Genomic DNA, 25,032 nt, shown 5'->3' with positions numbered 1-25,032 from the left:
GGCCGGGATCACCCTGGACTGCCTGGCCGACGGCGCTCCGGTCGATCTGGCCGCCTGCCCGCGTTCCGCACCCGGCGCCGTCGCGGCCGGGCCGCTGGCCGGGATCACCCTGGACTGCCTGGCCGACGGCGCTCCGGTCGATCTGGCCGCCGCCCTCGCGGGCCGTCCGGCGCTGCTGAACCTGTGGACCTACTGGTGCCCGCCCTGCGCGGAGGAGCTGCCCGCCCTACAGCGCTACGCCGCCCGACCCGGCGCGGTGCCCGTGCTGACCGTGCACTCCGATCCGGACGAGGCCAAGGCGCTGGCCCGGCTGACCGATCTGGGCGTCCGGCTGCCCGGCGTGCAGGACGCCGCCGCCCGTGTCCGCGTGGCCGCGAAAGCCCCTGCGGTGCAGCCTGTTTCGGTGTTGGTGCGGCCCGACGGCTCGATCGCGAAGGTGGTCGTGCGCCCGTTCCGCGACGCCGACGACATCGCCGCGACCGTCGCCACCGAACTGGGGGTTCCGGCGTGAGCGGGGACGATTCGGTGCCCCGCGATACGCCCCGGGGCGCGGGCGACGATGATCGCATCATGAGCAGTGGGAGCACGGGCCGGATGTGCGCGGGCGCACGCCCTCGTCCCCGCGACGGCGCAGGAGGCAGCGTGGACGAGCGCGAAGGCCGCGAGAAGGCCGGTGCCGCACCGAGATTGGTCACCGACAACATCCCGGAGTGGTTACGCGGCGTGGCCGAGCACGAGCTCGCCGACCCGACCGGCACCAATCAGGTGCTGGGCCGCAGGCCGCTGCGCAAACTCGCGGCCGCGGCGCTACGCCCCCGGCAGGCGGCGGTGCTGGTGCTGTTCGCGGGCTCGCCGGAACCGGATCCCGCTGCGCCGGGCGGACTTCCGGCCGACGCGGACGTGCTGCTCACCCAGCGCGCGACCACCCTGCGCCAGCATCGCGGTCAGGTCGCCTTCCCCGGCGGCGGGGTGGAACCCGGCGACGCGGGGCCGATCGACACCGCCCTGCGCGAGGCGTGGGAGGAGACCGGGCTCGACCGCGCCGGGGTGGAGCCGATCGCGGTGCTGCCCGAGATCTTCGTGCCCCCTTCGCGGTTCGACGTGACCCCCGTCGTCGCGTACTGGCGCGAACCGGGGGAGGTGCGGGTGGTCAGCGAGGCCGAGGCCACCCGCGTGGTGCGGGTGCCGATAGCCGATCTCATCGATCCGGCCAATCGGTTCGTGGTGCGTCATCCGCTGGGGTACATGGGCCCGGCGTTCGCGGTGCACGGCATGCTCGTCTGGGGTTTCACGGCCGGTGTGCTCGCCGGTCTGCTGGCGGTTTCGGGATGGGAGCGGGAATGGGATCACCACGACGTGCGTGATCTGCAGGCCTCGCTCGCGGCAGTGGGGATGACGTTATGAGTTCGTCGGCCTGGCTCGACCTCGCGGTCGTGATCATCGCGCTGCTCGCCGCCTCCTCGGGGTGGCGGCAGGGCGCGGTCGCCTCGGCGCTGGCCTTCCTGGGTGTGGTGCTGGGCGCGGTCGCGGGCATCCTGATCGCGCCGCACATCCTGATCCACATCACCGAGGGCCGTAAACGCGTCCTGGTGGGCGTGGTGCTGATCGTCGCGCTGGTGATCATCGGCGAGGTGGCGGGCATGGTGCTCGGCCGCGCGGCCCGCAGCGGCATGCGGCATCCGTTCACCCGCAGCGTGGACAGCGTGGTGGGCGCGGCCCTGCAATGCGTGGCCGTGCTGGTGACGGCGTGGCTGCTCGCGCTGCCGCTCGCGTCGTCCTCGCAGCCGTCGATCGCGGCCGCCGTCAACGGTTCTCGCGTGCTGACCGACGTGAATCAGGTCGCCCCCGACTGGTTGCGGCGGGTGCCCAACGAGTTCTCGCGGCTGCTCAACACCTCGGGGCTGCCGGACGTCATCGGCCCGTTCGGCCGCGCGCCGATCGCGGCGGTGGAGCCGCCCGACGCCGGGGTGCTGAATTCGCCCGTGGCGCTGAACCTTCAGTACAGCGTGCTGCGGATCCGGGGGGTGGCCCCGAGTTGCCAACGGCAACTGGAGGGTTCGGGCTTCGTCGTGGCGCACGAACGCATCATGACCAACGCGCACGTGGTCGCCGGAACCACGACCGTGCAGGTCGACACCGCGCGTGGGGCGCTCGACGCCACCGTGGTGCTGTTCGACCCGAACAAGGACGTGGCCATCCTGGCGGTCCCGGGCCTCCAGGCCGACCCCATCCCGCTGGCCCCCGACGCCGCCAAATCCAGCGACAGCGCCATCGTGCTCGGCTATCCCGGCGGCGGGAAGTACACCGCCAGCGCGGCGCGCGTGCGCGAGACGCTGGATCTGAGCGGCCCCAACATCTACAAGACCGGCACGGTCACCCGCGAGGTGTACACCGTGCGCGGTCAGGTGCGGGCGGGCAATTCCGGTGGGCCGCTGGTGGATACGGCCGGTGAGGTGCTGGGCGTGGTGTTCGGCGCGGCGGTGACCGACGAGGACACCGGATACGTGCTGACCCTGAAGGAGGTCCAGCCCGACCTGAACGCCGCCACGGGTTCGACCGCGGCCGTGCCCACCGGGGAGTGCGTGCTGAGCTGATCCCTTCTAGTCCCGCTCGACCGGCAGCAGCCCGCGCTCGCCGAACACCTTCTTCGCCACGAAGGTCGCGTTCAGCGCGCGCGGGAAGCCGCAGTATCCGGCCGCGTGCAGGAACACCTCGGTGATCTCCGCCGGGGTCAGCCCGACATTGAGCGCGGCGTTGATGTGCACCTCGAGCTGCGGTTCGGCGCCGCCGAGCGCGGTGAGCACGCCGAGGGTGATCAGTTGCCGATCCCGCGGCGGCAGCTGCTCGCGCGCGTAGATCTCGCCGAAGCCCCAGGCCACGATCTGATGACCGAGTTCCGGGGAGATGTCGGCGAGCGAATCGATCACCCGCTGCCCGACATCGCCGTTGATCCCGCGCAGGACCTCGAGCCCGCGGTCGAAGTTCGCCTGCCGAATGTCGTTGTCGCTCATGGTCGGTCCTTCCGTGGGTCATCGCTACGCACAGAACCGTAGAAGCTGGAGCGCACTCCACGTCAACCGCAGGTGAGCGACTTCGCGAGTTCGGCGGTGACGGCCTCGGGATTCTCCTGATGCGCGTAGTGCCCGGCGTCGGCGATCGCGACCATCCGGCGGTTCGGGCTGAGTTCGTGGTTGCGCCGCACGGTCGAGTCGAGGATGTAGGCGTCGTCCTCGCCGCGCAGGATCAGCACCGGGATGCGCACGGGATCGCGCATGGCCGTCATGAAGCGGTGTCCGTCCGGCCGCCACTGGCTGCGGAACGCCCAGCGCTGGTACTCCAGCGCGCAGTGCGCCACGCCGGGGATGCGGATGGCCGAGCGCAGTCGCGTTGCGGTGTCGACGAATTCGGCGGTCCGGGCCCACCGGACGCCCGCGCGCCCGCGCAGGAGCCGTTCGATCTCGAAGCCGTCGAGCGTGGTCAGCATGTGTTCGCCGTAGCGCGGCGGCTGGTAGCGCAGGAAATTCGGCAGCCAGGCCGCGCGCTGGCGGCCGTCGCGCAGCACGGCCGCCTTCAGCGCCACCGGATGCGGCGAGGACACCAGCGCGATCGAGCGGACCAGCCGCGGGTGCAGCACCGCGGTGGTCCAGCAGACCAGCCCGCCCTCCGCGTGTCCGACCAGGGCCGCCTCGGTGTGCCCGAGCGCGCGGATCAGTCCGGCGACGTCACCGGCGAGGGTCCAGCCGTCGTAGCCGCGCGGTGGTTTGTCGGTGTCGCCGTAGCCGCGCAGGTCGACCGAGATCGTGCGGTAGCCGAGGTCGGCCAGGTCGCGCAGTTGATGCCGCCACGACCACCAGAAGTCGCCGAAGCCGTGCAACAGCACCACGAGCGGGGCCTCGGCGGCGGGCACACCGGCCGGGGCCGCCTCCACCACATGGAAGCGAATGCCGTTGGCGTGCACGTCCCGGTGGGTCCACGGACCGTCGTAGCGGACGCTGGACGGGTCGGGAATCGGATTCGACGACACGACCGGAAGCGTAATGGCAGGCTCAGGCGTCCGGCTTGCCGACGTGCGGGAGCACGGTGCGGGTTTCCTTGAGCGATTCGATCGTCTTCTGCGGCGCCCGCAATTTGCGGACCTTGCGGTAGCCCAGGAATCCGAGCACCGCGACCGCGACGATCATCAGCGCGAACACGATCAGGAACGCCGCCCAGCGGGCCAGCCACACATCCAGCAGTTCGGCGAGGAAGAAGAAAAAGAAGAAGCTGGAGAACAGCAGCACGGTCAGCGCGAGAATGAAATAGACGCTGCCCTGCAGGCCCTTCTTGATCTCGCCGGTGACCTCGGTCTTGGCCAGCTCCACCTCGGCGCGCACCAGGGTCGACACCTGCTCGGCCGCGTCGCGCACGAGATCGCCGATGCTCGCCCCGGCCAAGGTGTCCACTTCGGACAGCGGAATCGAGGATATGGTCCGGCCCCGGCCCGTGTCCTGCCCGTTACCGCCCTGTGTGAAGCTCAATTGCTCGACCCTTCTCCATTCCCGGTACTGCCCGGCCTTCACTCGTCTCCGGCGGCGGCGCACGCGTTCTGCCGTGCCCGGTGCGCGCGGCCTCGTCGCAACAGTAGCCCCGAACCCAGCACCGACGCCGTCATTGATGTCGCCAACACGGCCGCCTTCGCCAGTTCCTCGGCCGCGACGTCGTCCGCGAACGCCAGTTCCGCCACCAAGAGGCTAACGGTGAACCCGATCGCACCCAGTACCGACAGGGCGAACATGTCGCGTGCGCCCAGTCCGGCGGGACGTCGCGCGAGGCCGGTCCGCACGGCGAGCCAGCCCGAGCCGAAGATACCAAGGGTCTTCCCGGCGAGCAGTCCGACGCCGATCGCCAGCGCCAGCCGGTCGGTGACGAGTTCGCCGAAGACCGTGCGCGACACCGGAATTCCCGCCGCGAACAGCGCGAACAGCGGCACGCACACACCCGCCGAGACGGGCTGGAAGAGGTGTTCGAGCCGGGCGGCGGGGGCGAGGTCCTCGCCGGGATCGGGCCGCACCCGGGTCAGCAGCCCGCACGCCACCCCCGCCAGCGTGGGGTGAATTCCCGCCTGGTGCAACGCGAACCACGCGCCCAGCGCCAACGGCACGTACAGCAGCGGCGTCCGGATCCGAAACCGTTGCGCCACCGCCCATCCCGCGAGGCAGGCCGCCGCGAGCAGCAGCCAGCCGACCAGTACCGTCCCGGTGAACAGCACGGCGATCAGCACGATCGCGATCAGATCGTCGACCACCGCCAGGCTCAGCAGGAAGACCCGCGCGGTGGCGGGTATCCGCGCTCCCGACACCGCGAGCACGGCCAGCGCGAAGGCGATATCGGTCGCGACCGGAACCGCCCAGCCCCGATCCATTCCGGGGAACCCGTGCCCGATTCCCCACGCGAGCAGCGCGGGCACGACCACCCCGCCCACGGCCGCCACCACCGGCAGGATCGCCCGCCGCCGATCCGCGAGTTCCCCCACCACCAACTCGCGCTTCAGCTCGAGCCCCGCGACGAAGAAGAAGATCGCCAGCAGCCCGTCCTGTGTCCACTCGGCGACGGTCAGCTCCAGCCCGGGGACACCGAGCCGAGCATCCGCGATCGTCGAATACGCCGCGCCCCAAGGCGAATTCGCCCAGATCAACGCGATCGCCGCCGCGAGCAGCAGCAGGGTGCCGCCGACGGTCTCGGTACGGAGGATTCGGGCGATCTCGGAGCGCAGCGCGACGATCACGGGAGCCTTTCGGTCGAGCGGTCGTTCGGTTCACGCCGACCAGACTTCCCGGCTCTCCTTACGCGATCTTAACGCCTACCAATTGGTCTTCTTCTCCCGGATCGCCTCGAACACGTTCGGGTCCACCAGCGTCGACGTGTCGCCCAGCTCCCGCCCCTCGGCCACATCCCGCAGCAGCCGCCGCATGATCTTGCCCGATCGGGTCTTGGGCAGTTCCGGCACGATGTGGATCTCGCGGGGCCGCGCGATGGGACTGATCTCGCGCGACACCTCGGCCTTCAGCTCGTCGACCAGATCCTGGCCCGAGTTCTTGGCCTCGCCGGTGAGGATGACGAACGCGACGATGCCCTGCCCGGTCGTGGCGTCGCTGGCCCCGACCACCGCGGCCTCGGCGACGCCGTAGTGCCCGACGAGCGCGGATTCGACCTCGGCCGTGGAGATTCGGTGGCCCGACACGTTCATGACGTCGTCGACGCGGCCCAGCACCCACAGGTCGCCGTCCTTGTCGAGCTTGGCCCCGTCCCCGGCGAAGTACCAGCCCTGCGCGGCGTAGCGCTCCCAGTAGGTCGCCTTGTACCGCTCGGGATCGCCCCAGATGCCGCGCAGCATGGACGGCCACGGCTGATCGAGCACCAGATACCCGTTGGCCTCGGTCTCGCCGAGCGGAACGGGATTGCCCTCCTCGTCGACCACCTGCGCGGAGATGCCCGGCAGTGGCGTCATGGCCGCGCCCGGCTTGGCCGCGGTCACCCCGGGCAGCGGGGAGATCATGATCGCGCCGGTCTCGGTCTGCCACCAGGTGTCCACGATCGGGGTCCGGCCCGCGCCGATGACCTCCCGATACCAGCGCCACGCCTCCGGATTGATCGGCTCGCCGACCGACCCCAGCACCCGCAGGCTGGACAGATCGTGCGCCCCGGGGATCTCGCGGCCCCACTTCATGAAGGTGCGGATCAGCGTCGGCGCGGTGTAATAGATTGTGACGCCGTACTTTTCGATGATCTGGAAGTGCCGGTGCTCATCGGGCGAATTCGGCGTCCCCTCGTAGACCACCTGGGTGGCCCGGTTCGACAGCGGACCGTACACGATGTAGCTGTGCCCGGTCACCCAGCCGATGTCGGCGGTGCACCAGTACACGTCCTCGCCCGGCTTGTGGTCGAACACGTAGTGGTGCGTGTAGGACGCCTGGGTGAGATATCCGCCGGAGGTGTGCAGGATGCCCTTCGGCTTCCCGGTCGTGCCCGAGGTGTAGAGGATGAACAGCGGATGCTCGGCGTCGAACGGCTGCGCCTCGTGCTCGGCCGAGGCCCGCTCGACCGTCTCGTGCCACCACAGATCCCGGCCCTCGGTCCACGGCACCTCGATTCCGGTGCGCCGCACCACGAGTACGTGTTCCACGCTGTGCTCGCTGCCGTACAGCGCCTCGTCCACGGCCTCCTTCAGCGGCGCGGCCTTCCCGCGGCGCCACTGCCCGTCGGTGGTCACCACCAGACGCGCCTCGGCGTCGTCGACCCGCTGCCGCAACGCCGTGGGGGAGAACCCGGCGAACACCACCGAATGGGTCAGTCCCAGCCGCGCGCACGCCAGCATGGCGACGATGGCCTCCGGGACCATCGGCATATAGATGGCAACCCGATCCCCGGCCACCAGGCCGAGTTCGGTGAAGTAGTTGGCGGCCCGGCTGACCTCCGCCAGCAACTGGGCGTAGGTGAGGTCGCGGGAATCGCCCGGCTCGCCCTCCCAGTGGATGGCCACGGTGTCGCCGTACCCGTCGGCGACATGACGGTCCACGCAGTTGTAGGCCACGTTCAGGGTGCCGTCGACGAACCAGCGCGCGAACGGGGCGTCGTCCCAATCCAATACCCGCGTCCACGGCCGATGCCAGTGCAATCGGCTGGCCTGTTCGGCCCAGAAGGTCTCGCGGTCGGCGGCGGCACGATCGTAGAGAGACGCACCGGCGTGGGCCGCGGCCGCGAACTCCGCGGTCGGCGGGTAGGCATCCTGGTGATCAGCGGAGGTTTCGGTCATCTCGTCTCTTCTTTCGGAGGCGCTTCGACCGCGGGTGACCGCGGCCACGTTCGACCCTAACCCACCCATGACCTGCGTCGCGCCGGAGTCCGGACGCTCGATGGGTCGAGCGTCGCTGCTATCCGGATTGCCCAACCCGTCCCCGGAACCGCGGGCAATGAGTCGGCAATGTTGCTGTATTGCTAACAACCGGAACAAAGACGGGCCGATCCGCTGACAACCCGGGTGGCGGTGGCTACTGTCCGACTCACCACCTGGATCGTCGGTGCCCGCGGGCGGATCCCTGCGCGCTCCGGCGCTCCTGTTGCTTTCCTGGAACCGGGAGAATGCGTTGAGACTCAAGGTGATCACCGCGCTGGGCGCGGCAACCCTGTTGGCCACGAGCCTGGCCCTGACCGGATGTTCCTCCTCCGGCGGCGGCACCGATGTCGTCACGGTGAACGGGGGCGAACCGCAGAACCCGTTGGTGCCCACCAATACCAACGAGAACATGGGCGGCCGCGTCGTCGACCGCCTGTTCGCGGGCCTGAAGTTCTACGACGCGGAGGGCAAGGCGCACAACGAGGTCGCCCAATCGATCGAGAGCACCGATCGACAGCACTACAAGATCACCATCAAGGACTGGAAGTTCACCGACGGCACCCCGGTGACGGCGAAATCCTTCGTCGACGCCTGGAACTACGGCGCGCTCGGCACCAACGCCCAGTTGCAGAACTGGGTGTTCGAGCAGATCGCCGGGTACGACGACGTGTCCGCGAATCCGCCCAAGGCGCAGACCATGTCGGGCCTGAAGGTGGTCGACGACAAGACCTTCACCGTAGATCTGAAGCAGCCCTCGATCGACTTCGAGCTGGAGATGGGCTTCGCGCCGTTCTATCCGCTGCCCGAATCGGCGTACAAGGATATGAAGGCGTTCGGCGAGAAGCCGATCGGCAACGGCCCCTACAAGTTCGACTCCTGGGACCACAACGTCAAGATCGAGATGACGCCGAATCCGGACTATCACGGTGGCCGCCCCGCCAAGAACAAGGGCCTGCGCTTCGTGATGTACCAGTCCTACGACACCGCCTACGCCGATCTGCTCGCGGGCAACCTCGACGCACTCGACGTCATCCCCGACAGCGCGCTCTCGTCGTACCAGAAGGATCTCGGCGATCGCGCCATGACCAAGCCGATCGCGTACGCCCAGCACATCGGCGTGCAGCCGAGCGTCCCGCACTTCGGCGGGCCCGAGGGCGTGCTGCGCCGCAAGGCCATCTCGATGGCGATCAATCGAGAACAGATCGCGCAGAACATCTTTCACGGCACCCGGGTGCCCGCCCAGGACTTCACCGCGTTCACCCTGCCCGGCTTCCGCAAGGATCTGCCCGGGTCGGAGGTGTTGAAGTACAACCCCGACGAGGCCAAGAAGTTGTGGGCCCAGGCCGACGCCATCGCGCCGTGGTCGGGTCGCTACGAGATCGCCTACAACTCCGACGGCGGTCATCAGGCGTGGATCGAGGCGGTCGCCAACAGCGTCAAGAACACCCTCGGCATCGAGGCGGTCGGCGTGCCGTATCCGACGTTCAAGAACATTCGCGACGCCATCAACGACAAGTCCATCGGCAAGGCGTTCCGCTACGGCTGGCAGGGCGACTACCCGTCGATGTTCGAATTCCTGACCTCGCAGTACCTGACCGGTTCGGCCACCAACAATGTCGGCTACGCCAATCCGGAGTTCGTCCGGTTGCTCGACGCCGCGCAGGCCGCGCCCACCCCGGAACAGGCGTACGACATCCTGGCCCAGGCCCAGCAGATCCTGTTCCAGGACATGGCCGACATCCCGGTCTTCGACTACAACGTGGCCGCGGGCCGCTCGGATCGGGTGACCAAGGCCGAGGTCACCTGGTCGGGTCTGTTCGATTTCGAGAACATCGAGAAGTAGCCGCCGTTCTCCCGGGAGTTGAACCATGACTTGGTATGTCGTGCGGCGGCTGCTCCAGATGATCCCGGTCTTCCTGGGTGCGACGCTGCTCATCTACGCGATGGTGTTCCTGCTGCCCGGCGATCCGATCCGGGCGCTGGCGGGTGATCGGCCCATGTCGCCCGCGGTGGAGGCCGGGCTGCGGGCGCGCTATCACCTGGATCAGCCGTTCATCGTGCAGTACCTGGAGTACCTGAAGGGCATTCTCACGCTGGACTTCGGCACCTCGTTCTCGGGTCGCCCGGTGCGCGAGGAACTCGCCCGGGCGTTCCCGATCACGTTCCGGCTGGCGATCCTGGCGGTGGCCTTCGAGGGCGTGTTCGGGGTGCTGTTCGGCCTGATCGCCGGGCTGCGCAAGGGGCGGCTGTTCGATTCCACGATGCTGGTGCTCAGCCTCGTCATCATCGCGGTGCCGATCTTCGTGGTCGGGTTCCTGGCGCAGTTCCTGCTGGGGATCAAATGGGGGATCGCGCCGGTGACCGTCGGCGGCAAGGCCGAGTGGGGCGATCTGATCGTGCCCGCGATCGTGCTCGGCTCGCTCTCGTTCGCCTACGTGCTGCGCCTGACGCGAAACTCGGTGGCGGAGAACATGAGTGCCGACTACGTCCGCACCGCCACCGCCAAGGGGCTGAGCCGTCGGCGCGTCATCGTGGTGCACATCCTGCGCAACTCGATGATCCCGGTGATCACCTTCCTCGGCGCCGATCTCGGCAGCCTGATGGGCGGGGCGATCGTGACCGAGGGCATCTTCAACATTCCCGGCGTCGGCGGCACGCTCTATCAGGCCATCACCCGCGGCGAACCGCCGACGGTGGTCGCGTTCGTGACGGTGCTGATCATGGTGTTCCTGATCTCGAATCTGATCGTCGACCTGCTCTACGCCGCGCTCGACCCGAGGATTCGCTATGCCTGAGCCGTCGACCCGCGAAACCCGGCCCGGCCAGGAACATTTCGTGGCCCCGCCGGACGAGGTGGAGGTGCTCGCGACCGACCGGCTCGACGAGACGGCCGCGCCGACGAGTGTGTGGCGCGACGCCTGGCGGCAGTTGCGGCGCAATCCGATCTTCCTCGTCGCCGCTGTCCTGATCGCCTTCGTCCTGCTGGTGGTCGCGTGGCCGGGCCTGTTCACCGACCTCGATCCCCGGTATTGCAGCGGTGATTTCAGCATGCGCGCGCCCGGCGGCGGCCATCCGTTCGGCTTCGACAAACAGGGCTGCGACATCTACGCGCGCACGATCTACGGCGCGCGGGCGTCGGTGGCGACCGGCGTCGGCGCGACGCTGCTGTTCGTGCTGATCGGCGGCACGCTCGGCGCGTTCGCCGGATACTATGGCGGACTGCTGGATTCGATCGTGTCGCGGGTCGCGGAGATCTTCTACGCGCTGCCGCTCATGCTCGCCGCCATCGTGGTCATGCAGCTGCTGGAGTCGCGCACGATCTTCACGGTCATGCTGACGCTGGCCTCGTTCAGCTGGCCGCAGGCCGCCCGCATCGCCCGCGCGGCGGTCATCCAGGCCAAGAACAGCGAATACGTCACGGCGGCAAAGGCATTGGGCGTATCCCGGTTCCGGACGCTGATCCGGCACGTACTGCCCAACTCGGCCGGCCCGCTGATCGTGGTCAGCACGATCTCGCTGGGCGTGTTCATCGTGACCGAGGCGACGCTGTCGTATCTGGGTGTCGGCCTGTCCCGCACGATCGTGTCGTGGGGGGCCGATATCGCCGCGGATCAGAAGGAGATCCGCACCTCCGGCATCCTGTTCTATCCCGCGACGGCGTTGGCGCTCACCGTGCTCAGCTTCATCCTGCTGGGCGACGCGGTGCGCGACGCGCTGGATCCCAAGGCACGCAAGAGGTGAGCACGATGGACCGTCCGCTGCTCGAGGTGCGCGATCTCGAGGTCGGCTTCACCGCCGAGGGCCGCACCATCCCGGCCGTGCGCGGGGTGAACCTGTCGGTGTATCCGGGCCAGACCGTCGCGATCGTCGGCGAGTCCGGGTCCGGCAAGTCCACGACCGCGCACGCGATCATCGATCTGCTGCCCGGCACCGGCCGGATCACCGGCGGGTCGATCATGTTCGACGGCAAGGATCTGACCGCGGCGTCCGCGCGCGAGGTCGTCGCCGTGCGCGGCCGCGGCATCGGCTTCGTACCGCAGGACCCGATGTCGAATCTGAACCCGGTGTGGAAGGTCGGCTTCCAGATCCGGGAGACGTTGGTGGCCAACGACATCGCCACGGGCGCGGCGGCGAAACGCCGGGTGCCGGAGCTGCTCGCCGAGGCCGGTATGTCGGACGCCGAGCGGCGGGTCAACCAGTATCCGCACGAGTTCTCCGGCGGAATGCGCCAGCGCGCCCTGATCGCCATGGGCCTGTCGTGCCGCCCGAAACTGCTCATCGCCGACGAGCCGACCTCCGCGCTCGACGTCACCGTGCAACGCCAGATCCTCGACCATCTCGACGGTCTCACCAGCGAACTGGGCGCCGCGGTCCTGCTGATCACCCACGATCTGGGGCTGGCCGCGGAGCGCGCCGAACATCTGGTGGTCATGTACCGGGGCCGGGTGGTGGAATCCGGTCCGGCACTGGACATTCTGCGCGAGCCGCGGCATCTGTACACCAAGAAGCTGGTCGAATCGGCGCCGTCGCTGGCCTCGCAGCGGCTGTCGTCGGTGCGCCAGCGGGCCGAGGTGCGCGAACAGGCCATCGAGGCCGCCGAGCAGCTCGCCGCGACCGACGGCGAATTCGCCGCCGCCCCCGACGATGTCGTGGTCGCGGAGAATCTGACCAAGGTCTTCAAGATCCGCGGCGGCGTGCCGTGGAAATCGAGCGAGCTGGTCGCCGTGGACGATGTGTCGTTCCGCGTGCGGCGCGGCACCACGACCGCCATCGTCGGCGAATCGGGATCCGGGAAATCGACTGTGGCGCAGATGGTTCTGGGCCTGCTGCCGCCCACGAAGGGGCGGGTCACCTTCGACGGCCGCGAGGTCGCCACGCTGAACCGCACGGCGGCCTTGGCATTTCGCCGCCGGGTGCAGCCGGTGTTCCAGGACCCCTACGGTTCCCTGGATCCGATGTACTCCATCTACCGCACCATCGAGGAGCCGCTGCGCACCCACGGCATCGGCACCCCGAAGGAACGCGAGGCCACCGTGCGCGACCTGCTGGACAAGGTCTCCCTTCCCGCGTCGGTCATGCGCCGCTACCCCAACGAACTCTCCGGCGGCCAGCGCCAGCGCGTCGCCATCGCCCGCGCCCTGGCCCTGTCGCCCGAGGTGGTGGTCTGCGACGAGGCGGTCTCCGCCCTCGACGTCCTCGTCCAAGCCCAGATCCTGACCCTGCTCAACACCCTGCAGGCCGAGCTGGGCCTGTCCTACCTGTTCATCACCCACGACCTGGCCGTGGTCCGCCAGATCGCCGACGACGTCGTCGTCATGCAGAACGGCCGAATCGTCGAATCCGCCTCGACCACAGCCGTTTTCGACAACCCACGCTCCGACTACACCCGCCGCCTCCTCGACGCCATCCCCGGCCGCGACCTGCTGCGCTCGGCCTGACCCGCGCGGTGGTCATGTCCGAGGGCGGGTGAGTGAGGGCGGCCCGGGGCTCGGGGACGTGTGAGCGAGGGCGGCGCGGCGTTCGGGGGTAGGTGAAGCGAGGGCGGTCCGGGGCTCGGGGGCGGGTCATGGGGGCTGGACTAGCGTGGGCGTCGTGACTGACGTGCTGCAACCCCTCGTGGAGCTGCCCGGTGTGCGCGAGGCCGCCGACCGGGCCCGGGACGCGCTGGCCGAGGTGCACCGGCACAAGGTCAATCGGCGCGGCTGGCCCGGGACGGCGGCCGAGGCGGCGGTGCGGGCGGCGCGGTCGTCGTCGGCCATCGACGGCGGCGGCACCGAACTGCCGCCCGAAGGGGCGCCGGCGGATCCGATCCTCGCGGGGGCGCTGCGGGTCGGACAGGCCCTCGACGGGGAGGCGCTGCGCAATCTGGTCGCCGTCTGGCAACGCGCGCCGCTCCAGGCCCTGGCCCGGCTGCACCTGCTCGCCGCCGCCGATCTGGTGACCGATCCGGAGCGGCTCGGCCGCCCGCGCACCGCCTCCGGCGTCGCCGAACGACTGGACCTGCTCGCGCAGACCGTACTCACCTCGAGCGCCCCGGCGCCCGTCCTCGCGGCCGTCGTCCACGGAGAGTTGTTGGCGCTGCGGCCCTTCGGCAGCGCCGACGGTCTCGTCGCCCGCGCGGCCTCCCGTTTGGTGTCGGTGTCCACGGGGCTCGACCCGCACAGCCTCGGCGTGCCGGAGGTCTTCTGGATGCGCCGCCGTCAGGCGTATCTGGACGCGGCCGAGGGTTTCGGCGCGGGCACCACCGACGGGGTGGGCGGCTGGGTGATCCTGTGCTGCGGCGCGCTGGAAGACGGTGCGCGCGAAGCCCGTTCGATCGCCGACGCCCGCGGCTGAAACGACCCGGACACATCGAAGCGGGCGGCGTGGTCGTCACCGACATCGCCGCCCGCCTAGCACGGACCACCCGGTTACCATGCGTGCTGGTCGGGTTGTGTTCTGCGGCCTCGGCGGTGCGCCGATCCGGACGGTTGATCCCCGCAACTCGTGCGAGGCGTTCGCCGTCGCGGCCCGGTACTCGCAGGCCCACAACGCTGTTGCCCTTGTCGCGGCGCGCTCCGCGTGGGTACCTGGCGTCCGTGCTGGGAAGGACCGGTCGGGAGATCGAACCTTCTCTTCCGGCTGCGACCTTGGCCTTCCGTCCTTCCGTGCGTCCATTGTTACTCTGTGAGCGGCCTCACAGCAAGGGGTGAGAAGGATTCGATTTTTCGGCGTGTTATCCGGCGAGTCGCGTTATTTTTGATAGCTGTTCGCAATAATTCTCAGCGGCGTCGACGCAGCAGCCGGTAGCTGAGCGCCCCCGCCAGCAGGGCGCTGGCGCCGACCACCGCCGTGGCCGCCACGGTCGTCGACGACGGCGCCGGGAAGCGGGCCCACAGCGAGACCGGATTGGAGAACTCGAGCACCGGCCAGCCGCGAGAAACGGCCTCCCGCCGCAGATTTCGATCGGGATTGACGGCCGTCGGATGTCCCACCGCGGACAGCATCGGCAGATCGGTGATCGAGTCCGAATAGGCGTAGCACCGCGACAGGTCGTAGCCCTCGCTCGCGGCCAGCCGGTTCATCGCCTCGACCTTGTTCGGGCCGTAGCAGTAGAACTCGACTTCGCCTGTGTACTTACCGTTTTCGACCACCATGCGGGTCGCGGCGGTGTGCGTCGCGCCGAGACCCGCCGCGATCGGACCCACGATCTCCTCCCCGGAGGCCGAGACGATCACCACGTCGTGGCCGCGAATCTTGTGGTCGGCGATCAGATCCGCCGCCTCGGCGTAGATCAGCGGGTCGACCAGCTCGTGCAGGGTCTCGGCGACGATGGCCTGCACCTGGCTCACGTCCCAGCCCGCGCACATCTTGGTCAGATGCTCACGCATGCGCTCCATCTGATCGTGGTCGGCGCCCGAGAGCAGGAACAGGAAGTGCGCGTAGCTGCTCTCCAGCACGGTTCGCCGATCGATCAGGCCCTGGGCGAGGAACGGCCTGCTGAACACGAACACGCTCGACTTGGCGATGACCGTCTTGTCCAGATCGAAGAAGGCGGCGATGCGTTCGGGGCGCGTACTCGTCACGCGTCCAGGATAGGTATCGGTGGCGCAAAGACGCCCGGCCGGTGGACTTGCGTTTCGGGCGGGGCGTGGGTGTAGTATTGCTGGCACCTGGACATGGTCCAGGCGCGTTCAGCCCGACCCCCCGGGGCTGAACCCCGACGGCCCCAGCCTCCTCCCCCCCGGCTGGGGTCGTCCTCTATTTCCAGCACTTTTCGAAGTTGTCCACACCCCCGTAGTTATCCACATTCGTGGTTCACCCCCTGTCGCCCGCTCCCGGCTCGAGCCACGCTGGCCTGCATGAATCCCCTTGCAGCGCTTCCCACTTCGGCCCTGGTCCTCATCACCGATCACCGCCTGCGCGACGAGGTCCGGCGCATCGCCGCCGCGGCCGATCGCCGCCTCGACGAACGGCTGCCACCCATCGCCCGGCACGCCTGGCTCGCCGCGGGTTCGGTGATCCTCGACGCGGCCAACGCCCGCGCCTGCGCCGAATCCGGCTGTCCCCGACGCGCGGGCACCATCGTCGTCACCGCGGGCGAACCCGGCCTCGCCGACTGGCAGGCCGCGGCCGCCGTCGGCAGCGATCGCGTGCTCGCCCTGCCCGCCGCGGCCGACGGCCTCATCGCATCCCTCGCCGACCACGTCCAGCGCGGTTCGGGCGACGGCGTGGCGGTCGCCGTCGTCGGGGCGGGCGGCGGGGCCGGGGCCTCGGTCCTCGCCGCCGCCGTCGCCCTCACGGCCGCGGCCGACCGCTTCCGCGACGACACCCTGCTCGTCGACGGCGACCCCCTCGGCGGCGGCCTGGACCTGCTGCTCGGCCTCGAAACGACCGCCGGCCTGCGCTGGCCCGACCTGGTGGTCGAGGATGGCCGCGTCGCCGCCCACGCCCTGCACGACGCCCTGCCCGCGGTCGCGCCCCGGCTGAGCCTGCTGTCCTGCGGTCGCGTCGACGACGGCCCGCCCGACCAGATCGGTCCCGGCGCGGTCCGCGCGGTCGTCGCGGCGGGCCGCGCGGCCGGGAACCTGGTCGTCTGCGACGTGTCCACCGCCCGCGGTCCGCACACCGACCAGATGCTCGACGCCGCCGACCTGGTGGTCCTGGTCGTCCCCGCCCGCCTCCGCGCGGTAGCCGCCGCCCGAGCCGTCGTCTCCTACCTCCGCCCCCGAAATCCCAATCATGCCTTGGTGGTTCGCGGTCCCGCCCCCGGCGGCCTCCGCGGCGCCGATGTGGCCCAGGCCCTCTCACTACCCCTCCTGTCCGCCTTCCGCCCCCAGCCGGGCCTCCCGTACCGCCTGGAACGCACCGGCCTGACCCACCCGCGCGGCCCGCTCCGCACCGCCGCCGAATCCATCCTCGACGCCCTCCCGGAGGTTTCCCGATGACCGACCCCACCCCCTCCCGCACCGATCGCTTCCGCCGCCTCGGCGAAGAACTCGACGCGTGGCGCACCTCCGACAGTCCCGGCCCCACCGCCCGCCTCCGCTATCTCCTCCGAGCGCTTCCCGCCACCACCGCGGTCAATGGCTGGCTCATGTCCGCCCGAACCCGGTGTCCGGCAGCGGTTTCCGAGATCCTCGATTCGGCGCTGTCCCGAATCGTGCGAGCCGCACGTCCGAAACTCGAGCCTTCGCCGAGTTCGGCACCCGACCTCGCCGACGCTTCGGACGACTTCGACGAATCCACCTCAGCCGCTGTGCATCTCCACGACGACGCGCCAAGCAGTGAGTCGTGCACATCGGCGAGCACCACCGAGTCGGTCTCTCCCGCAGACGTTTTCGTGGGCGATGCTTCCGGCGACGTATCGACGCCGGGACCGGACGGTGAGGTTCCCGACACGACCGCTTCGGCGAACGGGTCGGACCGTGCTTCCGAGGAAGGGGCCGATGCCCCGCCCGAATCCGAAGATGACCAGGACTCGGAGGCGGGGCGATGAGCGGCTGGGGTCGTCCGGCCCACGGGCGCAGCACGATTCGGTATCAGCAGTGGGATGTGGTCGCCCGGCGGGAGGAGTGCCCGCGTTGTGCGTCCGCTCCCACCTGGCGTGGGGCGGATCGATGGCGGCGTCCGGATTCGACCGCGGGAGTCGAGGAATGAGCGGCCTGGTGACGGGGGAGCTGCTGGATCGGGTGCGGGAGCGGTTGGTCGCCGAGGCAGCGGATCCGGATCCCGCGCGGGTGGCCGCCGCGATCCGCGCCGAGGCGGGCGGCGTGCTCGGGGATACGGATCTGCTCCGGGCGCTGCGGCTGTTGCAGACCGAGATGACCGGCGTCGGTGTGCTCGAACCGCTGCTGCACGATCCGCGCGTCTCCGATGTCCTGGTGACCGCGCCCGACGCGGTCTGGGTCGATCGCGGGCAGGGACTGCGGCGGACGCGGGTCACCTTCGCCGACGAGGCCGCCGTCCGGCGCCTGGCGCAACGACTCGCCCTGGCCGCCGGCCGCCGCCTCGACGACGCGCAACCGTGGGTCGACGGCCGTCTCCCGGAAATCGAAGGCGTGGTGGGTGATTCGTTCGGCGTCCGCCTGCACGCCGTCCTCGCGCCCATCGCCCACGGCGGGACCTGCCTGTCCCTGCGCGTCCTTCGCCCCGCCACCCAGGACCTCGACGCGCTGGCCGCGGGCGGTGCGGTCACCGCCGAGGCGAAACAGCTCTTGGACCGGATCGTCCGGGCCCGGCTGGCCTTCCTCGTCGTCGGCGGTACGGGCGCGGGGAAGACGACGCTGTTGTCGGGCCTGCTCGCCAAGGTCGACCCGAGCGAACGCATCGTATGCGTCGAGGACGCCGCCGAACTCGCGCCACCGCACCCGCATGTGGTCCGGCTGGTCGCGCGGACCGCGAATGTCGAGGGCGTCGGGGCGGTCACCGTCCGGGACCTGGTCCGTCAGGCGCTGCGCATGCGGCCCGACCGCATTGTCATCGGTGAGGTGCGTGGGGCGGAGGTCGTGGACCTCCTCACCGCGCTCAACACCGGTCACGACGGCGGCGCGGGCACCGTGCACGCCAACTCTCCCCGGGAGGTGCCCGCCCGTTTGGAGGCCCTCGCCGCCCTCGGCGGAATGTCGCGTCCCGCCTTGCACAGCCAGCTCGCCGCCGCCGTTCAGATCGTCCTGCACATGCACCGGCGCGCGACCGGCGACCGCGGCCTCCAGGAGATCGGCCTGGTGACCCGCACCCCCGAGAACCACATCCACGTCGCCCCCGCATGGCATGCCGACACCGTGCCCACCCCCGCGGCTCCCGCGCTCGAGCGCCTCCTCGACGAAAGGCTCCGCCGATGAACCGCCACTCGCGCAATGCCTTCCGATGCGTGCGGGCCGACAACCGGCACCCGGCCGCGGAGGTCTCATGATCGCCCCGCTGCTCGTCCTCGCGCTCGCGCTCGTGGCCCTGCCGTCGGGAGCGGGCAGGCGACGCTTCTCGGCCTTGTTCGCTTCGCCGAGAACTGCCCGAAAGATGCCCTCTGTCTGGGTCTTTCGCGCATTGCTGGGCTGTGCCCTGGTCGCGATGGCCGCCGTCGGTGCCGGTCCGCTCATAGCCGCCGCCCTGATCACAGCCACCGTCGCCGTGCGTCTGCGCCGCGGCAGAGCCGACCGCGATCGAGTCGCGCAATGCCGCGCCCTGGCCGACGGTCTGGAGGTCGTGATCGGCGAGCTCCGCGTCGGCGCCCATCCGGGCGCGGCGGCCGCCGCGGCCGCCGAGGAGAGCGCGGGCACGGCGGCCCGAGCCTTCGCGGCGTGCGCGGCGCGCAGCCGCCTCGGCGGCAATGCCGCCGACGGCCTCCGAGATCCGCGGGCGCCCATAGCCGCGGACCTGAGCCGGGTCGCCGACGCCTGGCAACTCGCCGAGCGATACGGCCTGGCTCTGGCCGAACTCCTCACCGCCACTCGCCAAGACCTGCTGTCCCGCATCCGTTTCCGCGACCGCACCACCGCCGCGCTGGCGGGCCCCCGCGCCACCGCCGCGGTGCTGGCCGCACTACCGCTCATCGGCATAACCCTCGGCCAGCTCATGGGCGCGAGCCCGCTGTCCGTCCTGCTCCGCCCGGGGGCCGGAACCGTGCTGTTGCCGCTCGGCGCGACCCTCGGTTGCCTCGGCATCCTCTGGACCGACTCACTCACCCGGAAGGCGTTGATATGAGCCCGAACTCGTTCGCCTCGACTCGGAAGGGGCTCAGCCGCAATCTGTTCGGAGCCGAATCCCTTACTCGCGGGCACGGCGACGATCCCGCATCGCGCGAGCAAAACTTGCCTCAGGCCCGATGGCCCCGAACCGACTCCGAGCGTCGATGCCGGAGGCACTCGGTTCGAAGGTCGCCGCGAGCCGGGCGAGTACGCGTCCCAGCCGGGCAGTGTCCGACCCGACCCCGCGGGGAACGACCATGACCACCTCCCCGATCGCCCTGGTTCTCCTCGGGGTGGCGCTGCTCGTGGTGCCCGGCCCGCGCTCCTCGCTCGCCCGGATGCGCGCCATGTCCGGCGCACCCCACCGGTCCGCCGGAGAGCCCGCCACCCCGACCCTCGACCCCCTCGCCAACGCCTCCGCCTTCGACCTCCTCGCCGCCTGTCTCCGCGCGGGCCTGCCCGTGGCGATCGCCGCCCGCGCGGTCTCCACCGCCGCCGCCGAACCGCTCCGCACCGCGTTGCGTCACGCCGCCGAACTGCTCGCCCTCGGCGCCGACCCGGCCACCGCGTGGCAGCGGGCCGCCGCCGACACCGGTTCCGGCGACCTGGCCGCCCTCGCCCGCCTGGTCCGCCGCTCCGCTCGCTCCGGCAGCGCCCTGGCGGGTGCGGTAGCCGAACTGGCCGACCACTGCCGCGCCCAGGTCGAGGACGCCGCCGCGGCCCGCGCCGAACGCGCCGGAGTGCTGATCGGCGGACCCCTCGGACTGTGCTTCCTGCCCGCGTTCCTGTGCCTGGGCATCGTGCCCGTGGTGATCGGCCTCGCCGGCCGCCTGCTGGGCGGAGGGCTGCTGTGACCACATCCGGACTCCGGTGCGGAGCGGCCGCACCGGATCGACAGAAGGGAGAGATCCATGCGAGCGACAGTGCGATCGACACTGTGGAAGCTGCGCTTCCGGCTCATCCGCGCACTGGTCGACGACGAGGGCATGAGCACGGTCGAATACGCCATCGGGACGGTCGCGGCCGCCGCCTTCGGGGCGGTCCTGTACACCGTGGTCACCGGCGACTCGATCGTGAACGCCCTCACCAAGATCATCGACAAGGCCCTGAACACGAAGGTCTGACCGAACCGCACCGTGACAGCGGCGCGGTAACCGTCGAGGCCGCCATCGCCCTCGGCACGATCATCGCCGTCGTCGTGCTGTGCCTGGCGGCCCTCCTGGCGGCGTCGGCGCAGGTCCGCTGCGTCGACGCCGCCCGCGAGGCCGCCCGCCTGAGCGCCCGAGGGGCCGACACCGACGCCCTGCCCGCCGCCCGGCGGGTCGCCCCACCCGGCGCGGCCATCGCGCTCCACGACGACAAGGACAACGTCGTCGCATCCGTCACCACCCGCGTGCCCCTGCTCCCACTCCTGGTCCTCCGGGCCGAGGCCGTGGCCGTGCGAGAGCCGGGGGTGCGCGAATGAGCGCCCGCGCGCGGACCGCACCCGGGCGGCCCCGGGACGAGGGCGGCGCCACCGTCCTCGCCTGTGTGGCCGTCGCCGCCCTGCTCGCGCTCACCCTGCTGACCGGCCAGGTCGGCGCGGTCATCGCCGCCCGGCACCGCGCCCAATCGGTCGCTGACCTCGGGGCGCTGGCCGCGGCGGGTGCGCTGGATTCGGGGGCGGGGTGTGAGCGGGCGGAGGAGATCGCGCGGCGCATGCGCGCCAGGGTGCTCGAATGTGACGTCGCAGGTTGGGACGTCACGGTACGCGTAGAGGCGAGCGTGATGGCAGGGCCGCTCGCCGCACGGCCCGTCCGTGCCGCCGCCCGCGCGGGTCCGGTCGATACGAATGAATCGTGAATACGATCGGTCGGCGGCAGGCGGCATTTGGTGACTGCCGACACATGCTGGACGGTCTTGTTGTTCGGCGGAAGTCCGAAACTCGCTACCGGGAATTGCCCTGCCCCCAATTCCCGAATTGATTGATGAAGCGTCATTCGAATTGCGAGCGCCGCGCATGGTTAATCGGGGGGGGCAATGGACCAGTTATTATGAATTTGTTCCTCTTTAATCGTTCCGCCTGGCAGCGACCCATGACCCTCGCCGGTCGCGGCGGGCGCGGCCGAGTTCCGCTTCGACCTGGACCGCGCCCGCTCGCACCGAATAGCGAATCGATCTCACTGAGATGTCCGCTTCGTCACGGTTCGGATTCGCCCTCGTCATCACCCGGCTCCTCGGGCAACTCGGCCAGCAGCACCCGCAGCAGGGCGGCCGCCCCGGCCTTGTCCAGCGGGGTATTGCCGTTTCCGCACTTCGGCGACTGCACGCAGGATGGGCAGCCCGCCGGGCACTCGCAGGACTCGATGACCGACAACGTGGCCGTGAGCCAGGTGCCCAGCCGGGCGAATCCGCGCTCGGCGAAGCCCGCCCCGCCGGGATGCCCGTCGTAGACGAAGACCGTGGGCAGGCCGGTGTCGGGATGTTCGGCGGTCGACACCCCGCCGATGTCCCAGCGATCGCAGCTCGCCACCAGCGGCAACATGCCGATCGCGGCGTGCTCGGCGGCGTGCAGCGCGCCGGGCACCCGCTTGGGGTCCAGCCCGGCGCGGGCCAGCAGCCGGGGCGTCACGGTGTAGAGGACCGCCCGGGTGGGCAGCGTCTGCTCCGGCAGATCCAGCTCGATCAGATCCAGTACCTCGCCCGTGGGCAGCGTGCGCAGATAGCCGACGACCTGCCGCGACACACGCACCCGCGCGAGGCCGACGGTGACGTCCCCGTGCGCGTGTTCGGTGGTCATCTCGTCCAGCGCGATCGAGGTGACCGTGCGGGCGCTGGTCGTCCACCCGGGCTGCTCGGCGTGCACGAAGGCCACACCGCCGTCGAGGTCCAGCTCGTCCACCACGAACGTCTCGCCCTGATGCAGGTGGACAGCGCCCTCGTGCAGCGTCGCCGGGGCGCGGCCCGCGTCGGCCGTGCCCAGCAGGCGTCCGCTCTCCTCGTCGACGATGGCCACGGGCGTGCCGATGCCGCCGCGCACGTCGACGGCGTCGTGGGGTTGGGTGGCCGCGGTGACATACCAGCGGCCCGGCCCGGATCCGTGGCGTCGCCTGCGGATCAGGCCCTCCTCGGCCAGTTCGGCGAGCAGTTCACCGGCCTCGAACTCGGCCGCCTCGGCGTCGGTCAGCGGATGTTCCAGGGCCGCGCAGAGCAGATGCGGTCCCAGGACATAGGGGTTGTGCGGATCGGTGATCGTCGCCTCGACCGGCCGGCCCAGCAGGGCGTGCGGGTGGTGGACCAGGTAGTTGTCCAGCGGATCGTCGCGGGCGACCAGCGTGACGAGCGACCCCTGGGTGCGGCGTCCGGCCCGCCCGGCCTGCTGCCAGAACGAGGCGACCGTCCCCGGGAAGCCCGCGATCACCACGGCGTCCAGGCCCGCGATGTCCACGCCCAGTTCGAGGGCCGTCGTCGTCGCCGCGCCGACCAGCGAACCGTCGGCCAGGCCCGCCTCCAGCTCGCGCCGGTCCTCGGCCAGATACCCCGACCGATACGCGGCGACCCGCTCGGCCAGCAGCGGATCCACCTCGGCCAGCAGTCGCCGGGCCTCCATCGCCACGGTCTCCGCGCCGCGTCGCGACCGCACGAACGTCAGCGTGCGGGCGCCCTCGGCGATCAGCTCGCTCATGATCCGGGCGGCCTCCGCGGTGGCCGGGCGGCGTACCGGCGCGCCGTTCTCCCCGGTCGCGGCCAGCAGTGCGGGTTCCCACAGGGCGACGGTCCGCGCGCCCTGCGGGGACCCGTCCTCGGTCACCGCCACGCAGGGCGCGCCGATCAGCCGGGACGCCGCCTCGGCCGGGTCCGCGGTGGTGGCCGAACACAGCACGAACACCGGATCGGCCCCGTAGTGCCAGGCCAGCCGGCGCAGCCGGCGCAGCACCAGCGCCACATGCGAGCCGAAAACCCCACGGTAGGCGTGGCATTCGTCGACCACGACGTAGCGCAGCCGCCGCAGCACCCGGGCCCAGCGCTGATGCGAGCGCAGCAGGCCGAGATGCAGCATGTCCGGATTGGTGAAGATCCACCGCGCGTTCGCGCGCACCCACTGCCGGATCTCGGCGGGGGTGTCGCCGTCGTAGGTCGCGGGATGGACGTCGCGCAACGGCCCCTCGTGCGTGAGGGCGGCCGTCGCGCGCAGCTGATCCGCGCCCAGCGCCTTGGTCGGCGATATGTACAGCGCCGTCGCGCGCGGATCCGCGCGCAGCGCGGTCAGCACCGGCAGCTGATAGCCCAGCGACTTTCCCGACGCTGTCCCCGTGCACAGCACCACGTGCCGCCCGCTCGCGGCCAGATCGGCCGTGCGGGACTGATGTGACCACGGGGCGTCGATACCGCACCCCTGAAACGCGGCGACCACATCCGGCGATACCCAGGAAGGCCAGGAGGTGACCCGGGCCGCGCGGGCCGGAAGGTCGCTGACGTGGGTCAGGCGGAGGTCGCCATCCGGATGCTCGGTGAGGACACGATTGAGCAACGATCGGCCATAGCTCGACTCCGCGCGCGGTCTCGTCCGCAGCGTCTGCTCGCCCGGATTCATCCGACCGGACCCGGGGCGGCCAGGGATTGTGTGAACGGTGTGTGTTGCAAGAGGTCTACCTGCCATTTCACTACCGAGTAGCGACCTGTGTCACAGCGTGTTTCCCTGACGGTCGATGGGTTATCCGGAAGCAAACCTACTCCAAGTACGGATAACAGCATTGTGCGCCTCACCTGCGCATTCGCAAGATCATCTTTTTTGCAAATTGTCGGTAACTCGACTGTTGAATTGCCCGGAGACATGGTTAAGTGGTTCCTGGTCGCAAGCTTCTGTGTTCGAGGGAACGGATCCAAAGTCCAAACCATCAGCAGGATCGGTGTTGCGAACGGTGTGCTTGATGCTTCCTGCAGGGGGAACAGAGTACAGCGGTCGGAACGGACCCGGTGGACGAACCAAAGTTGTCCGCCGTTCCGGTATGGAAAGAGAAGGAACAGAATGGCACAGGGAACTGTGAAGTGGTTCAACGCGGAGAAGGGGTTCGGCTTCATCGCGCCCGAGGACGGCTCCGCTGACGTCTTCGTCCACTACTCCGAGATCCAGGGGTCGGGCTTCCGCACCCTCGAGGAGAACCAGAAGGTCGAGTTCGAGGTCGGCCAGGGCACCAAGGGCCCGCAGGCCACCGGAGTTCGCGCCATCAGCTGAGCGCGTAAGTTCGATCCGCTCGTCCCTCACCGCCCACCTGCGGTGGGGGACGAGCTGTATCCGGGGGCAGTACACTCGACCGGAAACGGGGCATTCCAACACGCCGTAGACCAGCTGCGGTCGTACAACCAGGTATAAACGTCTCTGGTGGGAGACATCTGTCTCCGCCACATGCCCCAGCCGCGCGCTGCGCGCCACGCGCCCGCGCGGGTCGACAGGAAAGGTGTGTTCGCCGGTGGCAACACGAGACCGCGGTGCGGCGCCGAAATCCCAGGCAG

24 protein-coding genes are annotated in these 25,032 nt (G+C 70.2%); 17 read left to right on the top strand and 7 right to left on the bottom strand.

Translation table 11 applies throughout. The features are described from left to right. From ACWDSJ_RS27665 to ACWDSJ_RS27655, 3 genes are all read left to right on the top strand, one after another. Positions 1-511: TlpA family protein disulfide reductase (locus tag ACWDSJ_RS27665; RefSeq protein WP_450035284.1), on the top strand; the 511-nt coding region annotated here is incomplete at its 5' end. A gap of 176 nt (positions 512-687) precedes the next feature. Next, positions 688-1,404, top strand: a complete 717-nt coding sequence (locus tag ACWDSJ_RS27660; RefSeq protein WP_387359228.1) for an NUDIX hydrolase — start codon at positions 688-690, stop codon at positions 1,402-1,404. Further along, positions 1,401-2,594 (top strand): MarP family serine protease, encoded by a 1,194-nt coding sequence (locus tag ACWDSJ_RS27655; RefSeq protein ID WP_387359105.1) that lies wholly within the window; start codon positions 1,401-1,403, stop codon positions 2,592-2,594. Before ACWDSJ_RS27660 ends, ACWDSJ_RS27655 begins: the two co-directional genes overlap by 4 nt. A 6-nt stretch (positions 2,595-2,600) precedes the next feature. Here the strand turns inward: ACWDSJ_RS27655 and ACWDSJ_RS27650 are convergent, their stop codons facing one another. The 5 genes from ACWDSJ_RS27650 to acs all read right to left on the bottom strand — a co-directional run bounded on the left by ACWDSJ_RS27650 (position 2,601) and on the right by acs (position 7,792). After that, positions 2,601-3,011 (bottom strand): carboxymuconolactone decarboxylase family protein, encoded by a 411-nt coding sequence (locus tag ACWDSJ_RS27650; RefSeq protein WP_387359107.1) that lies wholly within the window; start codon positions 3,009-3,011, stop codon positions 2,601-2,603. A 62-nt stretch (positions 3,012-3,073) separates the two neighbouring features. Next, entirely contained in the window at positions 3,074-4,024 is a 951-nt protein-coding gene (locus tag ACWDSJ_RS27645; RefSeq protein WP_450035282.1) for an alpha/beta fold hydrolase, read from the bottom strand. 22 nt (positions 4,025-4,046) lie between these two features. Continuing rightward, positions 4,047-4,517 carry a phage holin family protein gene (locus ACWDSJ_RS27640; RefSeq protein WP_387359230.1) on the bottom strand — a complete coding sequence of 157 codons (471 nt, stop codon included), beginning with the start codon at positions 4,515-4,517 and terminating at the stop codon, positions 4,047-4,049. Positions 4,518-4,555: 38 nt separating this feature from the next. Then, complete coding sequence (gene nhaA / locus ACWDSJ_RS27635) at positions 4,556-5,764, bottom strand: Na+/H+ antiporter NhaA (RefSeq protein ID WP_450035280.1); 1,209 nt, start codon at positions 5,762-5,764, stop codon at positions 4,556-4,558. A 75-nt stretch (positions 5,765-5,839) separates the two neighbouring features. Then, positions 5,840-7,792: an acetate--CoA ligase gene (gene acs / locus ACWDSJ_RS27630; protein ID WP_450035278.1), complete on the bottom strand. Its 1,953-nt coding sequence runs from the start codon at positions 7,790-7,792 to the stop codon at positions 5,840-5,842. Positions 7,793-8,123: 331 nt separating this feature from the next. Here acs and ACWDSJ_RS27625 point away from each other — a divergent pair, with 331 nt between their 5' ends. The 5 genes from ACWDSJ_RS27625 to ACWDSJ_RS27605 all read left to right on the top strand — a co-directional run bounded on the left by ACWDSJ_RS27625 (position 8,124) and on the right by ACWDSJ_RS27605 (position 14,209). Then, positions 8,124-9,716 carry a peptide ABC transporter substrate-binding protein gene (locus ACWDSJ_RS27625; protein WP_450035276.1) on the top strand — a complete coding sequence of 531 codons (1,593 nt, stop codon included), beginning with the start codon at positions 8,124-8,126 and terminating at the stop codon, positions 9,714-9,716. 25 nt (positions 9,717-9,741) lie between these two features. Continuing rightward, positions 9,742-10,668, top strand: coding sequence for an ABC transporter permease (locus ACWDSJ_RS27620; RefSeq protein ID WP_387359117.1), 927 nt, complete (start codon positions 9,742-9,744; stop codon positions 10,666-10,668). Beyond that, positions 10,661-11,614, top strand: a complete 954-nt coding sequence (locus tag ACWDSJ_RS27615; RefSeq protein WP_450035275.1) for an ABC transporter permease — start codon at positions 10,661-10,663, stop codon at positions 11,612-11,614. Before ACWDSJ_RS27620 ends, ACWDSJ_RS27615 begins: the two co-directional genes overlap by 8 nt. 5 nt (positions 11,615-11,619) lie before the next feature. Further along, the gene (locus tag ACWDSJ_RS27610; protein WP_450035273.1) at positions 11,620-13,311 is read left to right on the top strand and encodes a dipeptide ABC transporter ATP-binding protein; all 1,692 of its coding nucleotides are present in this window, start codon (positions 11,620-11,622) and stop codon (positions 13,309-13,311) included. 154 nt (positions 13,312-13,465) lie between these two features. Next, entirely contained in the window at positions 13,466-14,209 is a 744-nt protein-coding gene (locus ACWDSJ_RS27605; RefSeq protein WP_450035271.1) for an oxidoreductase, read from the top strand. A gap of 425 nt (positions 14,210-14,634) precedes the next feature. Here the strand turns inward: ACWDSJ_RS27605 and ACWDSJ_RS27600 are convergent, their stop codons facing one another. Continuing rightward, positions 14,635-15,438, bottom strand: coding sequence for an HAD family hydrolase (locus ACWDSJ_RS27600; protein ID WP_450035270.1), 804 nt, complete (start codon positions 15,436-15,438; stop codon positions 14,635-14,637). A gap of 276 nt (positions 15,439-15,714) precedes the next feature. Here ACWDSJ_RS27600 and ssd point away from each other — a divergent pair, with 276 nt between their 5' ends. From ssd to ACWDSJ_RS27560, 8 genes are all read left to right on the top strand, one after another. Beyond that, complete coding sequence (ssd, locus tag ACWDSJ_RS27595) at positions 15,715-16,800, top strand: septum site-determining protein Ssd (RefSeq protein WP_450035269.1); 1,086 nt, start codon at positions 15,715-15,717, stop codon at positions 16,798-16,800. After that, positions 16,797-17,351, top strand: coding sequence for a hypothetical protein (locus ACWDSJ_RS27590; RefSeq protein ID WP_450035267.1), 555 nt, complete (start codon positions 16,797-16,799; stop codon positions 17,349-17,351). Before ssd ends, ACWDSJ_RS27590 begins: the two co-directional genes overlap by 4 nt. Positions 17,352-17,508: 157 nt before the next feature. Continuing rightward, positions 17,509-18,696: a TadA family conjugal transfer-associated ATPase gene (locus ACWDSJ_RS27585; protein WP_450035266.1), complete on the top strand. Its 1,188-nt coding sequence runs from the start codon at positions 17,509-17,511 to the stop codon at positions 18,694-18,696. Positions 18,697-18,763: 67 nt separating this feature from the next. Further along, entirely contained in the window at positions 18,764-19,555 is a 792-nt protein-coding gene (locus ACWDSJ_RS27580) for a type II secretion system F family protein (protein ID WP_450035264.1), read from the top strand. A gap of 241 nt (positions 19,556-19,796) precedes the next feature. After that, positions 19,797-20,393, top strand: coding sequence for a type II secretion system F family protein (locus tag ACWDSJ_RS27575; protein WP_450035262.1), 597 nt, complete (start codon positions 19,797-19,799; stop codon positions 20,391-20,393). 57 nt (positions 20,394-20,450) lie between these two features. Then, complete coding sequence (locus ACWDSJ_RS27570) at positions 20,451-20,663, top strand: DUF4244 domain-containing protein (protein WP_387359137.1); 213 nt, start codon at positions 20,451-20,453, stop codon at positions 20,661-20,663. Further along, positions 20,660-21,004, top strand: a complete 345-nt coding sequence (locus tag ACWDSJ_RS27565; RefSeq protein WP_450035300.1) for a TadE family type IV pilus minor pilin — start codon at positions 20,660-20,662, stop codon at positions 21,002-21,004. Before ACWDSJ_RS27570 ends, ACWDSJ_RS27565 begins: the two co-directional genes overlap by 4 nt. Continuing rightward, complete coding sequence (locus tag ACWDSJ_RS27560; RefSeq protein ID WP_450035260.1) at positions 21,001-21,381, top strand: Rv3654c family TadE-like protein; 381 nt, start codon at positions 21,001-21,003, stop codon at positions 21,379-21,381. The genes ACWDSJ_RS27565 and ACWDSJ_RS27560 overlap by 4 nt, the downstream gene beginning before the upstream one ends. Before the next feature lie 337 nt (positions 21,382-21,718). On the opposite strand, the gene ACWDSJ_RS27555 is transcribed toward ACWDSJ_RS27560, so the two are convergent. After that, a complete protein-coding gene (locus ACWDSJ_RS27555; protein WP_450035258.1) occupies positions 21,719-24,112 on the bottom strand; it encodes a DEAD/DEAH box helicase in 2,394 nt (797 codons plus the stop codon). Between the two features lie 435 nt (positions 24,113-24,547). Here ACWDSJ_RS27555 and ACWDSJ_RS27550 point away from each other — a divergent pair, with 435 nt between their 5' ends. After that, positions 24,548-24,754: a cold-shock protein gene (locus ACWDSJ_RS27550; protein ID WP_062506310.1), complete on the top strand. Its 207-nt coding sequence runs from the start codon at positions 24,548-24,550 to the stop codon at positions 24,752-24,754. Positions 24,755-25,032 lie beyond the last annotated feature (278 nt).

This window comes from Nocardia sp. NPDC003482 (assembly GCF_053588115.1).
Note: the sequence above shows the minus strand (reverse complement) of the source record. Positions and strands in the feature narration are given on the sequence as shown.